Origin of the sequence: Fluctibacter corallii (genome assembly GCF_025751585.1) — a bacterium.
Taxonomy (GTDB): domain Bacteria; phylum Pseudomonadota; class Gammaproteobacteria; order Enterobacterales; family Alteromonadaceae; genus Fluctibacter_A; species Fluctibacter_A corallii.
This window is the reverse complement of record NZ_JAOWKX010000001.1, coordinates 278782-296600: the sequence shown is the minus strand read 5'-3', so window position 1 is coordinate 296600 and position 17819 is coordinate 278782. Positions and strand designations below refer to the sequence as shown.

Annotated in this window: 5 protein-coding genes; all 5 read left to right on the top strand. The window is 44.3% G+C overall.

Annotated elements, in window-relative coordinates:
• The first annotated feature begins 631 nt into the window (after window positions 1-631).
• Window positions 632-1012 carry a hypothetical protein gene (locus OE749_RS01280; RefSeq protein WP_263710527.1) on the top strand — a complete coding sequence of 127 codons (381 nt, stop codon included), beginning with the start codon at window positions 632-634 and terminating at the stop codon, window positions 1010-1012.
• Window positions 1009-1560 (top strand): hypothetical protein, encoded by a 552-nt coding sequence (locus OE749_RS01275; protein WP_263710526.1) that lies wholly within the window; start codon window positions 1009-1011, stop codon window positions 1558-1560. Before OE749_RS01280 ends, OE749_RS01275 begins: the two co-directional genes overlap by 4 nt.
• Window positions 1561-1814: 254 nt before the next feature.
• Entirely contained in the window at window positions 1815-2300 is a 486-nt protein-coding gene (locus OE749_RS01270; protein WP_263710525.1) for a hypothetical protein, read from the top strand.
• 151 nt (window positions 2301-2451) lie between these two features.
• A complete protein-coding gene (locus tag OE749_RS01265; protein ID WP_263710524.1) occupies window positions 2452-2883 on the top strand; it encodes a hypothetical protein in 432 nt (143 codons plus the stop codon).
• 99 nt (window positions 2884-2982) lie between these two features.
• The gene (locus tag OE749_RS01260; protein WP_263710523.1) at window positions 2983-17688 is read left to right on the top strand and encodes a Tc toxin subunit A-related protein; all 14706 of its coding nucleotides are present in this window, start codon (window positions 2983-2985) and stop codon (window positions 17686-17688) included.
• Window positions 17689-17819: the final 131 nt, after the last annotated feature.

Here is a 17819-nt window from a genome sequence, read left to right as displayed (position 1 = left end):
ATAAGTTTGTAATCCGTAATTGATAAATAGTCTTCAAGGTTTAGATTATATAAGGCGGTGTTAGGCAAAGGTGCTTTGCTTTCGAGCTGAAGCTTTGTTATTACGCGCCAATTTGAGGAGTTTGAATAATAACTATACCAAGCAGGTGAGCCGAAAAGCGAAAAAGTGGTTAAACGCCAATCGCTGTCTAGAAGGTTAATTATACTATTTAGGTCAACTTTTGTTGCGTTAACAATCCCATAAAGCCACTAAGAATTACTGAAAAGTGGGTAGTCCTATACACTTTCGCATGTTCGAAACGTTATTTTTTACATGGTTTAACCCACTTAAGCCATGTAGATGGGGAGTTGAAATACGGCTCTTCTGGTCGACGATATTAGCCTGTTTTAACCCCTAAAATTGTAAAAGTACCGCCGTCCATGTATCTCTCCTTCCCCCTACGAAGTGATGATTTTCAAATAGCACATATCAGACACCCCATCGTCGTGATAGTACATATCAGACACTAACTAGCACATATCAGACAACTATCTATCCCTTTGTTTTAATTGGTAAAAATATCTTCCACTCTTAAGGCTCGACTAACAGATATCGACTCGAACAAAACTAGAATATGTATAGAGGGAAGACAATGAATGTATTAGCTCAACGACTTCAAGAGAATGCAAAAAGACGTTTTGACTGGCTAGCAAGTGCGTTTAACTCAGAGCCTAGTCCCTGTGAAACGTGTGCCTTTGAAAAAAAGTGCAAGCAGGAAAAGTTGGCCTGCACACGATTTTTTAACTATGTAGAGTACGGCGAGCGATATCGCTACAGAAAAGAAGAGAACAATGAGCCCAACCGCTCAACGTACATTAAGGTTTTTTTGAATAGAAATGAAGCTCTGTTAACTGATGCTGAAATTTCTACAATCAAAAAATTAAATAAAGTGAGAGGTATCAATCACAAAATGCTCGCTGAGCAATTTTTCTTACTGCCTGATATGGTGCGAAAAATTGTAGGTGCCGCATGAGTACGTCACTACTTAACAAACTGGTTCCACACGGAGTCAGTTTAGACTCTGTCGGTGCAGGAAGACAACAGATTACGCGAAGTGATGTCGCTGCTGCATTAGGATTCAAAGGGTTATCAAAACCTGCGTCGTACTTCGGTTTGGCAAAGTACTGTGATGATAATGCGGCAGCATCAAAGCTCACTGAATATCTTGAAAGCTATATTGAGCATTGCGCAAGCCGAGAAAATTGGTCGCAAGGCCTAAAGAGTGCCAACGGTCTGGCGCAACTCATGATGCTGGAGGGAGTGTACGGCGTTACCTGTAAAAAGTGCAAAGGTGTAGGCAGTGTGATTACCTCACGTAACTATGCTTTTTCCACTGAAGAATGCGGCAGGTGCAGAGGGACTGGCGCGATGGTATTGAGTGGTCGTCAACGTGCGTCAATCGCTGAAATATCTCCAAGTAGTTGGGAGCGGCATTGGAAATCTCGCCTAGACTTTTTATTGCAACACATCTATGAATTAGAAGATCAGCTTCACACCCACCTTAAACGTCAATTTAACTGATGTTCCCGCCTCGCATCATTATGTTGCGAGGCAGATGTCTTCTTACTATCCCTACACGTAATTTATTTCTATCTTTACCAGTATCCCTATCTCTACCTATTTCTTTTTTTGATTGGTGTGTAAAATATCCATAATTTTTTGAAAAAAAATTATTTAATTTCCAGAATCGTTTGTTTCCTGAGTCAAAATTTAATTAAATAAACCCATGCTAAGAATTGTGTGTCGAAATAAAATTAAAATTTAAGGATGTATTTATGAGTGAAATTGATTTAAATGTGAAAATAAACGGTAGAGAAGCTGAACTGCTTATTTCTGCAATGTCTGAAATGGTTTATAAAGATGTTTATTTTACAATTGATAAATTGAAGAAGCAGGTTGAACAAAGCGATGCTATTGATTTCTTTACTGTTAAATTAACGAAGGAACAATCAGAAAAAGCACTTTCTGCCATTATTAAACGCCCATTTGTAGATGTTTTCGAGCTAGTTGGGAAGATTAACGAACAGCTTCAAACTGAAAAAAGTAACATGATGATCGATGAAGAAAGACCTGTTGAGTTTATTGAAAGCGACGACGACGTTGTAGAGGCGCAGCCTCACTACGAAGCTAGCCAAGAGGTCCCTCAGGGTGCGGGTTTTAGTGAGAACCAAATGCTAACCACAATAGGGAAAACATTGCCTGACGACCTATTGCGTCGACTATCTGAAGGCAGTGACAGTGATAATAGAGCATTTGCGTAATAAGAAATAATTGGTTTCAAGCAGCCAGGTAATTTTATTTTCTCCTGTTAATTTACTTCATATTAACATTTTAAAATTACAAATAATCACTTTTACTGGCTGCTTTTTTATCTTTAACCCAGCATTCGCTGGGTTTTTTTATGGGTGTCTTATGGGTATTGAAGAGAATATTAATGTAGCTGGTCTTGAATCTATTATAGAGAGTAACCCAAGTGTGGATTGGTCGACGATTGATCTAGGAAAAAAATCCACGCGTGAATTGGTTGATTTTGGCGAAATCGATTCTAATGAGGCTATTAAGTTAGTAAAGGCCTATCAACGTATTGTAAGAATGTTAGGTGAAGAAGATTTAGAGGTAGCTAAATCCTTACTGTTAGTCAATGTTCATTCATCTATTCAAGTGGCGGCTATGTCAAAAGACGTTTTTCTAGAGAAGTGTAAGTCTGCTTTTAAAAATAAGGATGACGGTTACGCACTTAAGGTGTTTAAAAAAGCAAAGGCGATAAGAAGTCAGATCCTTTTAAACTATATTAATTCAATTCAAAAGAATGAACTTCATATTAAGCAGCTGAAAGTACATTAAATTAAATATTAAAACGTTTTGGCTATTCAAGCGAATTATTAAATTTTTAGCCTTTTTTAAGAATAGGGCAAAGAAGTAAACTACTAAGTGAACAATGTTATGCGCAACGACAATCTTTATGACTATCAGGATATTTTTGGTGATCTCGATTTTAAAGAGGGGGATGACTCTCGGTCTGTCTATTCTCCCGCGGCCTATATGGCCGACCTTCTGCAACTTATGGATGATGAATTCGCCACAGTAAAGGAAACAGACTCTACTGCTGAAGATAGTCCAGACTCTAAGAGTATGGCGATTATCGATAATCGTAGGCAAGACATTCGAGCGCGCTTACTCAACGAAGAAAATACCTATACCTTAGTGCCGTACTTAACCATTGTTAATGAAGTGCTTGAAACAAAACTTGACAAAGAAACCACCAATGAAGGCGGTGAAACGATTAAAGAAGGGGTATTTTCACATCAGCTATTAAACGCGAATTATCCAACGCATACCCCATTCGATTTATCCAATGAGGAGCTTAAGCTACACCTTAAGTATCTGGGCGTATCAGCAGAACAATTCCATAAACTATTCGCAACCGAATGGAATGAAGATGTGATAGTGAGAGAGTCGTTGGGGTTATCTGACTCAGAGTGGACAGAGCTTGCCCAAGATTTCGATATCAATGAAATAAAACCTCGGTATGGATTTGATGAAGGTTTAGATAACAATGATTTTTCGCAGAAAATTGCCAATGTGCCAACATTTTTAAGTAAAACCGGATTGACGCCCGCCGAGCTCAGAGAGTTGTTAGATCAGAATACGCATGAGTCTGAAGCGCATGCCAGAGCTTTGTTCTATATTAACCAGCATTCGGGAAACATAGATACGTACGTGGGATTAAATAATACCGAAACCACGTTGCTTTTAAAAAATACAACTCAAACATCACTCACAGAAAAATGGTTAGCGCGAGTGCATCGAAGTGTTCGTTTAGCCAAAAAAATCGGTACAACGTTCACAGACGTAGATAGGGTGCTGCGCCATTTAGCATATAAAGCGCCATTGGGTAAACTGAATGGCGAATCCGAAGAGGTTAAAACAACGCAATCCTTCCGCATCTTTGCTGCGATAAAAGAACTTAAGCAGAAGCTCAGCGTGACGTTTGAAGAGGTCATGGCGTTACTTACGAACATGAATGAAGTCGGACATGGCGACAGTGAACTTCCGCAAGATTTATTTAACACCACGTTTAACAATCGCTGCGTAAAACAAGAAGGGAGCTATATTAAAGGTAACCATGTTGTTCCGCATCAGTATCTGTCAGCCGAGTATGAAGAACTTACCTATTCCAGTGGCATTTTAACACAATCGAGTGAAGCGTTCCGCAAACGGGTTGAGCATGCACTAAAACTCCCCAAAAATGGCGTAGCCACTATTTTGCAAGCACTGAAAGCAAGAGATCAAGATGAAGCCCTTTGGGAGAATACCGGCAATAAAGTTGCGCTATTAAACCTTTTATACCGCTTTACACGCTTGTCTTCAGCGTTAGATATCAGCTACGACGATTTATTCATCCTGTTTGATCTAATCGAGCAAGACTATAGTTTAGATACGTTTGTTCAGCATGACTGTTTTGTCACATTTAAGCCCTCATCAAATCACGCGTTGACACTATTTCAAGGTGACAACCTGAACGATAAAATATGGCTTTTACAAACGCTTATTGCGTTAACAACGTGGATGCGCGCTCATGATTTTTCTGCGCAAGAGTTATGGAAAATCGCCTCAGGTGACCATCATCATTCGGCGGAATCTGAAGATGCAGATAAACAACTGATTAGCCAATTACATGCGCTACACGCAGCTTTCAAACCCCTTCGTATTGATGAGAAAACGTTTCAAAAAGGTGAATTCGATGCTCGCGCCGCAGGCGTGATTTTTCGAAACCTTGTGCACCAGCGTAATACTGCTCACCCCCATTTATTGTATTTGGCGGATGATGATAAGGCCCAATCAACCGCTTTAGCGCAGCGCGCGATTCACGCGATGGCCCATGTTGAATATGAAGATTTCATGGGATTGGGTGTTGAGCAAAGTGTCAAAGACAAAATTCATCGTAATTTGGTTTTTAGAGGCCTTGTTGACGGTAACGGCAGCATATTGATTCAAAATTTGCCTGAAAAAGAAGATGAATTTTATCTAGAAACCGATTTCAGCGCGTTGGCTTATCCGCTGTTCCAAAAAATACATGCACTTTATCAAGAAGGAGCAAGCCAGGCAGAAGACGTTGAAAACGTCATTATTCATGTATACCCATCAGACTTGCGCCAGCTTGAGTTGTCTGCACCACTGACCGATGCCGAGTATGAGGAACTGTATGACAATCTGATGTTTAACCATTACATCAGTGAAGATGGGCAAATAAAAGACAGTGCGTTTTTCAGTCTGCATGACAATTACCAAAACTTCGATACCAACACACACATCAATGCGCTAACGTATGATGTGTTTACGATGTTGCATCAGCAGGTGTTGAAGTTTGAGTTGGCCGCGCTTCCTGTCGCAAAAAGCGTATTCGATGAGTTGCAATTAAACGAAAAGGATCTTGATGATCTGATTGAGAATCTTCAGTTTAACGGGTATTTAGACGCATCTCAGCGGCTGATCAATAAGGTGGCATTACTGAATACAACGGCAGATGAGTTTAAACTCGCGCTACCGTTTTTTGCACACCAAGCGCGTATCCATGCCATTTTGCAGCACAAAGTAGTGGGTCATCAGCGCCAATATCTTACTGTAGATAACAACGATATGTCATTGCTGGCTGAGAGGCTGGTGGCGCATTGGGCCTTTGAAGATTTGCAGCATCAGTTTTTAGATAACCACTACTTGACCGTCGATGCCGTGACGTTTTTCGAGAAAGAGGAAAATCACACCAATTTGGTGTTGGGTTATTACTTTGATCCACAGGCGACGCGTGCTGTTTTCATGCGCATGAAGCAGATTGTGAAACACGCACAAGCATACCAGCTTACTGATCGCCCACTGCTTGAGAAAAAGTTTTTTGCTGACGAAGTTGCTGAGTTGATGTCTCGCTTAATAGAGAAAAACCTACTCACAGAAACACGCCATATTCCGGTAAACAAACTTGAATACCTGTTAGATTCTAACAATGTGGTTGGCTTTAACATTGCAGGTTTTGAAGACTTTAACAAAGACATATTCTTCTTGTTGCAAGGCATTGCAAAGCGAACTAAATCAACAATTGATGAGATTATTTCGATTGAAAAAGCACTTGCAAATAAACAGCACCAAACGTTGTTTAATCACCTTAAAGGCATATTTGGCTTAGACAGCACAAGTATGACAACAATCACCAAAGCGATGTTTGGTGAGCAATTAGCCGTGGTGAAAGCGTGGATGCTACCGCTGTTTGCCACAGCAGATATCTTCGATGCCATTACTGAATTACCTGACGACCCCGCGTTTATCAGTGCCATGAAACGCATTTCACAATTTGGCATGTTAGCAGACAAGCTTCAGCTGTCGCATGAAGAAGTCGATATTGCCTTTCATGACCAGGATTTGGTGGCTAAATTTCCAGAAAATTTGGTACTGCCTGAACAGGTAAGTACCATTGACGCAGTGCTTGAGACTCAACAGTTTCTGTACTTATTTTCTGGTGGCAATTACTGGATTTACCAATACCCCGATTACGCGCTGGTTGACGGCAGCAATTTGAGTGCTAACGACGCCAAGACGGTAGAATTGGCACAGCTTGATCCCGAAAATGGCAATGCCTTGCGCGCGGTGTTACGTGACGATCCAATTCGGGCCTTGTTCAAACAGCACGGTAGTGGAAATAATACTGTTCATAATCTAAAAGTAGATGCCGCGTTTGCAGACCGATTCGATAACCATTACCTTGTGAGTGGTAACCATTATTATGTGCTGATGAGTGGATCTGATACTTGGTTACAGCGCGAAAATGGATTCGGTCACGGGCGCAACGAATTTGACGATTTGCCGCCAATCGATGCGGCCTATACCGATGAAAAAGGCCAGCTTTTCTTATTTTCACAAGGGCGATACGTCAGATACGGCGCAATGTCGGCGGAGCAGGAGCAGGGAGAGGGCAACCCAGCTGCCTATCAATACGTTGATAAAGGCTATCCAAAATCAATTGCATCGCACTGGCATAACGAAGGTGTCGATGTGGCTTGGCCAGAGGCCTTCGGTCACACCTTAGATGCGGCTTTTCATGGGGTTGATGGTCACGCGTATTTCTTTAAAGATCACGCGTTTATTAGTTCACAAGACACAGTAGTGAAAGACATCAGCCGCCATTGGGGACGGGTAGAGCACGACTTATCTCAAATAGGCAATATTGACGCCGCGTATTCTGATGAAGGTCGCAACATCTTGTTTTCGGGCAACAAAGTCTATGCTTACATGGACTGTCTGGAGCATCAAGGCATTCGCATTCTTGATGGGTTTCCCAAAACGATTGCAGATCACATTGCCGATTTACCGGACGACTTTAATGACGGCATAGACGCAGCGTTTAAAGACGATGACGGGGCACTTCACCTGTTTAAGGATGAATATTGCGTTGAGATAATAGGTGAGAAAGTGACGCGCTCTCGCACGTCAGACGTTTGGGGTAAGCTACCGCAGCACATGTCGAATAAAGGGCGCAATGGTAAGGGCATTACTGCGGCATTAACTGCGTTAGATGGGGCAACCTATGTGTTTGCCAGCGATCATTATTTCCGATATTCAAAGGGAGACTACACGAAGCCAGACAGCGGTTATCCAAGAAAAATCAGTGACGACTGGCATGGGTTAGTCAGTATTGACGCTGCATTTGCATTAGATGGAAAAACCTACTTATTTGGTATGAAAGATAGCGGTGAAGGCGACGAACAGGCGGTTTATTTGCGCTACTCTACGTCTGATTACACCCAGGTAGACCACATTGATGACAACAATGACTCCCTCGTTAAACCGGTCGGCAATATCTTTGATGTCGTCGAGGTAGATACGTTTCCGCGTGAGCAAGATGATCAGTTCTGGAGTTTACCAGACAGTTTGACCGCACAAGGCTTCGATAGCGTCGATGCTGTGCTTAATACTTTGTCAGGCAAAACCCTGCTGTTTAAAGATGATCGCGTCGTTGAGTTTGATCAGGAGCAAATGTCGCGCTGGTGGTCAGAGCCATACACTTTGTCTAGCCGTTGGCCAGATCTTCCGTTTAACCACGTTGATGCAGCATTTGCGGGTAAAGATGGCAAAACCTACCTTATCAGCGGCGACAAATTTGTATGCTTTGCCGATCCTGAACTTTGCCATTTAGTTGATAGCGCACCGTCTCCGATTTCCGCGTTCTGGAAAAACACTGACAATGCTATTGCGCAAGGGCACAAAATTGATGCTGCCTTTATTCTTACCTCGCGTGAAATTGACGAAGACGCTAGTGTTGATCAAGAAGAAACACCCACGCGCCATACGTATTTACTGTCTGGAGGGCAAATTTTCCGCTATGAAGGAAAGTCTTACGCGCAGGTTGAATCTGGTTATCCAAAACCGTTAACGATGCTCAACGATGAGCCGCGATTTATGTACCTTGGTTCTGGTATGGAGCAAGGCATAGATGCGGTGTTCGCCGATGAACGTAACGTTTATCTGTTCAAAGATAAGCTATGCCATATCGTCTCAGAAGAGAGTGAAGCTGACTATAACAAAGAGGCATTTAAGCACATTACTGCATCGCTACTTGAAAACGGACGTGTGTACGTTAACTATAAATCAGACGAGCAAGCAGCAGGCAATGGGTGGCACGCCTTATCTGCGGTAGAAGGTAAAGAGGTAGTCGCTATACCAGCCACGCCTGATATTTTCGACGATGCGCCTGACACTATGCCCAAAACGGCATTGAACACCTTGTCTGCGGTGCTTCAAGGGACTGACGGCAATACGTATTTCTTTGATAAAACAACATGCTACAACCATTTGCTGAACACCCATTACGACATTGACAAAGAATGGGGGCGCGCTAACAACCCGATTAAATCCACGGGGCATCTTGATACGGGTTTTGTTGGCAGAGATGGGGTTACGTATGTGTTTGCCGACGACATGTGCTATGCCTATTCGTCGTTGAATGGGCTGATGGAGATGCAAGCGAAGCTAGATGAACCTCCTATGCCGATAGCCGAATTCTGGGGGCCACTGCGAAGTGTCGCTGCGGCATTTGTATGGGAGAAAAAAACCTATTTGTTCGAGCATGCGGATGCCTTTGGACATGCCCGTTATTTGGTGTTTGAAACAGATGATTATCAACATGAAACGCCGCAGTTAAAACATAGCCAACACCCTTGCTTGTGGGAAATGGGCGATGCCCAGAAACAACTCGGATTCGCTGATTATGACTGCATGTTTATTCAGGGCGAAAACGCCATTTTCGTCAAAGATAAACAGTTTGTTCGTTATCATATAGACGAGAATAATTGGTCTTACCCGAAAGATTTGACCTTGCTGTTCCCGACGCTAACGTTTAACAAAACGACGTTCAAAGGCGTGAGCAACATCATTCAAGGGCCTGAAAGCGAGATGTATTTTATCTCGCATGCCTGCTTCCAAAAATGGGAAAAAACCAACACAGGCGACGCTGAGATTTACCCTGTAAATCAGTACTGGGGATTGCTTGACAACCCACTTAGTGACGGTGTAGATGCCACCTTGGTGCATGAAGGCGTTACGTATTTATTTTCGAAAGATCACTATGTGCGTTACTCCAGCGCAGACTATCGCACGGTCGATGAAGGCTACCCAAAACGTATCCATATTGATTTAACCAAAGAAATACCGTTTAAAGGGATGGGTAAGGCGTTTCAATATGCACTGGATACGCTGGCAGCGTCTCATGGCAACGTGCGTATTCGCGCAGCCCACACCAATCCCCGTAATACCTATGTGCTAGTGAATGATCAGCTGTTCGTTGGTGCCAACGCGCATACGTATAGCTTGGCTGTGGCCGCTATTGGCGAAACAGACAACCACTTTTCTCAAACGGGTATGGTGGATGCAGCGGTAACCCTGCCTGCTATGTCGCCGTCAGATAAAGGAACAACCTATTTGTTTTCTGGCGACCAATACGTGCGCTATAGCGAGGGGCATTACAACTATGTAGATGCGGGTTACCCTAAATCTATCAGTGAGTTTTCGGATACAGAAGGCGTACTGCAAGCTCTGCCAGAACAATTCCACGACGACATTGAAGCCGCGTTTGTGTATCGCGACGAGTTATGGTTATACAAACAGGGTGAAAGCTGGGGAACTGTATCTGGTAGGCAGCAGATTGCGTGGGGCAAAGTCAAAAATCGCTTTAAAGAGGCGCGAAACGCAGGCGAAATAGCGGACCATTCAATTGATGGCGCATATACCGACGGCTACGGCAGGCTATACGTGTTCAAACACGACCAATATGTGCGATATACCGATACCGCAACACTGTTTACTGACGACGATGATGCGCCGCGCTATTTTGACGATGGCTATCCTAAGTCGATAGACGAGCACGAGGCGCATGTTCCCCGCGGGCTGTATATGCAAAGCGTCAATAACGAAGACGGCGAGAGCTCAGACGTTAATACTGAAACACCACCTATTACCCCAACAGATGGCCTTAGCAGTGTATTCAGATTTGAAAATCGTATCTTCTTTGTTCGAGATAAACAGTATGTGCACAACCCTCTGGGAAGCCACGACTGTCATCGGTTCAACACGCCATTGCTGTTTACCGAACGCTTTGCCCGCGCGTCTGATTATTTACTGCGTGACATTAAACTCATCAGTCAATTTGCAAAATTGAATAAACAATACAGCGGGGGAGATGTCAGCTTAGCGCAATTGGTGTCGCGCCATCACCAGCACGACGAACCTTATTGGGCACTGAGCGATATGTTCGGTTTTGAGAAAGAGGATATTCGCTGGCTCAAGGAAAAACATGCCTTTTTACAGTCACCCACGAATGATGTTGAACGACGCTTTGATGTTGAATTGATTATTCGTATTTATCACATTCTATCTACCTTGCAATCTATTGATGTGGGGGCACAACGCGCTTACTCAGATGCTTGGTATCCACTCTATGGGGGGAATGCTCAGCCGAGCTATGCGACGCGTCGGAAGGTGGCTAAGGTGTTCAACCAGTGGTTGTTTGGACAAGGCTGTGACGACAACTTCGCTGCGCTAAAAGATCAGCTCGTGCGAGAGCTTAATACCATCAAGCGCGATGCGTTAGTGCCTTATGCGATTAGTCAATTAGACGGCATCGACGATGCACGAGATTTGTACGAAGCATTGTTGATTGATGTGCAAATGGAAAACGAAGCCAGCACGTCTCGTATAAAAGAAGCAACAATGGCATTGCAATTGTTTTTCCATCGTTACTTTATGCAGCTGGAGTCTGTCTCGCTGTCAGGTGAAACGCCAGCCAACAAAGCAGAGCGAGTTGACAGCCTGAAAGATAAATGGGAATGGATGCAAAATTATCGTGTGTGGGAAGCGAATCGTAAGGTGTTCTTGTACCCAGAAAACTACATTCGCCCAGAGCTTCGCGATACCAAAACACCGCCCTTTGTGACGCTCGAACAAGACGTTAACCAAGGTGAAATCAACGATGACAACATGCAGAAGGTGTTTAAAACCTACCTTGATGAATATACCGAAGTGTCACGGTTAAAAATCGGTGGCGGCTATTTGTACGAAGAAGACGCGCTTGAAAGCCAAGCCGTGAATAAAAAGTTGGTCTTATTTGGGCATACCAAGTCAGATCCGGTTCGTTACTACTACCGCTTTGGTAACTTTTTGGCTGGCGAGACCCAAAATGACAGTTGGGAATCCTGGCTTCCGGTAAATATTCCCATTGAAGCCGAGCGTGTTTATCCAGTCTATGCGTTTAATCGCGTGTTTGTATTTTGGGCCAAGGTGGATGTGGTTCCACCTAACTCCAATCGAGCTACGTTTTCTGAAAGCGAAGAGGACGGCAAAAAAACCTATGAAAATGAAAGTAATAGCGTAACCCAAACTGTGAGTATTTATTACTCCTATTACAATCTTAATAAAGAGTGGATTCAGCCACAAAAGCTAATAACTGTTTTTGAACGAGACGACTGGGGTGGCGCGCTCACCGACGTGTTGCTATCGAATAAGGGAATTAACGACGTCAAACTGTCGGTTGAACTGGCATCGCTGCTGAATAACAAAGAGCACGAGCATATTCGTGTAGTGTGCCAATATTTGGATGATGCGCAGTTTACGTCGAACAGACGGGATGCCACTCCGTTCGTGAAAGCCTTTGGCTTAACGCCTGAGTTGTACAGTGTTGAAGAGACGGAATTAACGCCTTCGGCTATCTCTAATCAAAATGGTAAAGCGTTGTTTAGGCGCTTATTTGATGAAGGCGACATTGAAGAGAAAAATGTTGTGTCGCTGAACACCGGCGCGGGTACAACCGACGCCCCTTGGATCTGTTATGACCACAAAGGCGGCGGTTTTTTATGTAAGCCTAGAACCAAGGCGTTAGGCGATGCAAATAGCCCTCTGGTAATCGAAAACAATGCTCACAATCTGCCAAGTAATATAAACGTAGATGCAGCATTTAGCGTAGATAACACACCCTACTACATATCAGGGAGTCACTACTACACCCAGTCAGGTGAGACGCTTAGCGCGCCTCAGTCTACCCAACGGTTTGCCGTAACAGGCAGCGACACGTTTTTTAATCGTGTACAGGCGGCTTTCGAGTTAGGTGGCAAGGTCTTTTTACTCGACGATGATGTGTGTGTGAAATACGCCAACTTTGGTAACGCAAATGAAAAGCTGAAAATCGAGGCGTCAGGGGAAAATACGCTGGCGGGGTTGTTAAGTTTATTGGGATTTGACAACGCTAATGCGACGTTGAAGATTGATGAGGAGTCAATAGACCCGACAGAGTATCGAATAGTGGCGGCTTACGGAGAACGTGACGGTGTTGTGGCGTATTTGCTTGATAGAGAAAACTCAAAAAGTCACTCGGTGAGAGTGAACACTGTCACTAAAGAGGTTGAAGCATATCAATTTATACCAGAACAGAACGGGCGATGGTATGCGGCAATCAACACGTCTTTCAGTGGTGTAAAAGATGGAAAAATAGGTTTTGATCGTAATGAAATTTTTTGGAAGCCTGAGACAGACTCAAATATCCAAGTTGGACGAAAGAGAATAAGTAAAACGATTCATGCGGCGTTATATGTTAATGGTGTGTTGTACTTGTTTAGCCAAGGGGAATACATAGCATTTGCTCCTGCAAACGTGACTGAAATAGTTAACGCAGTGGCTCGCTGGTCTAACAAAAAAAACATCAACACCACATGGCTAAAAGAAAAAGCAGAAAGTCAGTTTGATGCTAACGCGATTCGCGCCACTTACGTGCTAGATAATCAGCTGTATTTGCTCAACGATACCCAAGTTCATTGTTTTGCCATCGCAGATGGAAAAGTTAGCACAACACCGAAAGAGGGATACCCTCAGTCATTGCCCAGCGCAATGCGACATAAGGTGAGTGCGGCCTTTACCCTTAAAGATGCCAACGGCGAGCGTGCCGCTTATGTTGTGTGTGGCGATCATTATTATCGATACCCATCTGGGTTGTCGCCGCACTTAGTACAAAGCCCTAAGCCTATTAAGGGCAACATTAGTAACATACCGGCTACGTTCCAAAATAACATTACGGCTGCGCTTAACACCCAAGAGGACGGAAAAGACGTGCTGTATTTGTTGAGTCAGATGAACGGGCAAACGAACGGGCATTATGTTCGCTACAGCGACGATACGGCCATGCCTTATACCCAAGAGGATATCGACTACGAAATTGTACGGCTAACCAGTTCTACCGCAAAAGAACTGAATAAACGGTTGTTCGCAAAAGGCATGAAAGGCCTGCTGCAACTGGCCACGCAGTCAATTGACGAAACCCCATCGTTTAGTCGAGGGGTGTCAAGTGCCACCAATATCCAAGTCAACAACAGCGTAAAAGTGCTGCCAGAAAACAACTATTTGGACTTTGACAGTGCCAATGGCATGTATTATTGGGAGATTTTCTTCCATGCTCCGTTTTATATTGCCCAGCGTTTGAACGCAGAACAAAAGTTTGAAATGGCCAAACAGTGGTATGAGCACATTTATGATCCAACCCGAGGCGCAAAACATTGGAAGTTTTTGCCGTTCATTGACGGCAACACCGAAGGTTTGGTGAGTCAGGCTACTGCCGCAGTAAATGCATATAACGCCCAGTTTGGTAGCAACTCAATCGAAAACTTCTTGAGCAACGACGCAAGCGAATTTCAAGCACAACTGAACGCTCTCTCGCCTGAGCATGTGTACGTGAATGTAACGCGGGCAGAAATAAAAGCCAAAATAGAGGCAACATGGCCAGATCTATCGAGTGGCGGAACAACGGAGGAAGCGTGGAAGGATGCCTTGGTTGCAATTCGCGACAGCGGCGCTAGCGCTGATGACAGTGTAATGATTGTATCGTCTCTGTCTGTGCTTACCGGGCTGCAAACCGAGGCAAATACATTCACTGGCAGCAAGCGTAACGATGCATTGATTGTTGTAAACCATTTACGTTACCGAAAACTCAGCCATGAGCTTGAGACGGCGAATAAGCGCGTGGGAGACATTGCCAAAGCAGCCGAAGATCAGCTGAAGTTAGAACCTCATAAGGAAGTTGTGAGGCTTTTTCATGCTGATCTGAATGAAGAATTTGGCATCATACTGAATTCCGACAATGTGCTAGATACCATGCAAGCACGCTTTGATACGTTTAAACCCCAACTCGCTAAAGAGTATCGAGATAGCTTTGCTGGCTTAAAGCATTACATCGAGCAAACTTACGCTGGTAACACCGATATTGCGCCGTTAGATGGGAATGCGCTGGCGAAATTAGACGTGGTGGTTCAGCGCATCGATACTCCCGCAGCAAACCAGTTTCATGCGCTATTTCAATTGGTTAAATGGCTGTATAACCCGTCAATCTTGTTAAGTTCACTTAATGCGCTTCGCAGTATGGGAATGGTATCGAATTATTCACAGAACCTCTCAAATTTTGCGGTATTGGGGCTAAATGGGGAAGATTTTGCCAACTTCCGCAATCGGTTTAATGACGAGTACAATGCCATGTTCAGCGAGGTAACAAAAACCTTGTCAGCGGGCAACGCGCTCTCTGGTGCCATCACCCCAGTGATTGATGCGCTAGCGGTGATTGAAGGGCATCTTGATAACGCAGACTTGCAACGTGCAAGCGTGCAACAGCTAGACAAATACCTGCACGATCCGTTTGACCCGCACGCCATTGCTGGGCTTCGTCCTATTGCTTACCAAAAAGCCATTGTTATGAATTACATCGACAACGTGCTTGATTGGGGCGATATGCTGTTTAGGCAGTACACGCGAGAGAGCATTAACGAAGCACGTATGCTGTATGTGCTGGCGTACGATTTACTGGGTAAAAAGCCAGACAATATGGGCAAAGTTGTGTTGTCTGACGACAAGGCCTTTAATGACCTTAATCACTTTACCAGCGACACAATACAAGACTACGATTTTCTTATTGATTTAGAAAATTCGTCAACTATAAACAGCCGCTACGACAGCTTAAAATCTGACGGCACGGTGCATGACTCTATTACTAACCCGTATTTTTACGTGCCAGAAAACCGCCTATTTAGTGACTACTGGACACGCGTTGAAGACCGATTACATAAAATACGTAACAGTCTCAACATTGAGGGCAAGAAGCAGCCACTGCCATTATTCCAACCGCCAATTGATCCCATGGCGCTGGTTAATGCAGTGGCTGCGGGCGGCAGTATTGGCGAGGCGCTTGCCATGCTGAACACCGAAGTTCCCCACTACCGCTTTAGCTATATGCTCGATAAAGCCAAGGCTTACACCGATAAGCTATCGCAATTTGGTGGTGAACTACTGGGAACCATTGAAAAACACGAAGCTGAAGAGCTGGAAATGTTACATAACCAGCAAGAAGCCACGATTTTGCAGCTTAACCGCCAAATCAAAGATGACCAGATCACGGACGCTGAGGCCAACATCCGTAATTTGGAAAAAAGCCTGCAAAGTGCCAAGCATAAAGTAACTACCTACGAAACACGTATTGAAAAGGGCCTGATTGGTGAAGAAGAAACGCAGGTAGATTTGAACATTGCCAGCACCGCATTAATGGGCGTTGGCGCCTTAATGAAAATATCTGGTGCGGTTGCTTATGCGTTACCAGAAGCGTATGCAGGCCCGTTCATTGTTGGGGTGAGTACGGGGGGGCGTAATGTTGGCGACTTCCTTGATAAAAGTTCAGATGCGCTGGAAACCAGCGGTGATGCACTGAGTACTGGAGGTGAAATAGCCGCCATTTACGCGCAGTTCAATCGTAGTAAAGAAGATTGGGAGTTGGAAAAGGAACTGGCTGAATATGAAGTTGAACAAACCGAACAACAGCTGATTTCAGCGAAAATGCAACATGCGATTGCAATGCGAGAAAAGCAGATTCACGAGCAAGATATTAAACATAACCGCTCGATTGCGACCTTCATGAAAAACAAATTCAGCAACCAACACTTGTATCAGTGGATGAGTAGCCAATTGTCTGGGTTGTATTACCAAAGCTATAAAATGGCACACGACATTGCCATGCAAGCCCAAAAAGCCTTCCAGTTTGAAACTGCCACACCTGAAAAAGAGGTGAACTATATTGGGGGCAGTTACTGGGACAGCCGTCGTAAAGGGCTGATGTCGGGCTCGAAGTTGGGCCACGACCTTGCCATGATGGAAAAGGCCTATATGGAGCAAGACTCACGGGCCCTTGAGATCACAAAGAGTATTTCATTATTGGCCCACGATCCGTTGGCTTACATGGAGTTAAAAACCAAAGGCAGCTGTGTATTCCGCTTAAGTGAAGAACTGTTTGATCACGACTTCCCAGGGCACTATAACCGTCAGGTTAAAACCATATCGCTGGCCTTTGATATTGGTGAGGGCAAGCATATTAACGCCACGTTAACCCAGTTAAACAACCGCGTGCTTATGTCGCCTGACATTAACGGCGTGAAACATTTGCTTGAAAGCAAGGGGCAGCCACCTATGAGCATTCGCTCAGACTGGCGCGCTAACCAGCAAATTGCCTTGTCGCATGTTGATCAGTACACAGAAAACAACGGCATGTTTGAGCTGCGTTACGACAACGAACGCTACTTGCCGTTCGAGGGAACGGGCGCGGTGTCGTTATGGAAGCTAGACATCAATGGCAAAGCAGGAAGCTACAACCCGAACGAACTGCTCGACGTCACCATTAAGCTGCGCTACACCGCAGAGCAGGGCGGCGAGGCTTTCGCCTCTGCTGTGCGCGGGGCACTCAAACCCTACACCACATCGGCATTTTTAGATTTGGCGTATAGCTTCCCAGATGCATGGCAAGCATTTATGCAAAGCGACAGCCAATCAATGACGGTGACCGTACCACGAAGCCTGTTCCCGAACATGAGTGGCGGGCAAATTCAGGGGATTTACACCCGCTATGAAGTGGAAGGCGAGCAAGGAGTTAGCCTGATTCTTAATGATGAACACAAACTGCCAAACGAACGATTTGTAGAAATCAGCAACATGACAATTGCCAGAGACGGCAGCCAATGGACATTCACAACAAAAGGAGACAAGCAAAAACTGAAAAATGTAGAAATGATATTGCTATATAACGCCAAAACTTAATTTGGCAAAATCTTCCTTTCCTTTGTAAGCAAGCCCTGTGGGGCGTGTTATCTCGTTTTTCCTCAGTGTCGCATGTGCTGGGGCGAGTGCTGGTAACACACCCCGTTAACAGGGCTTTTTTTGTATCTATA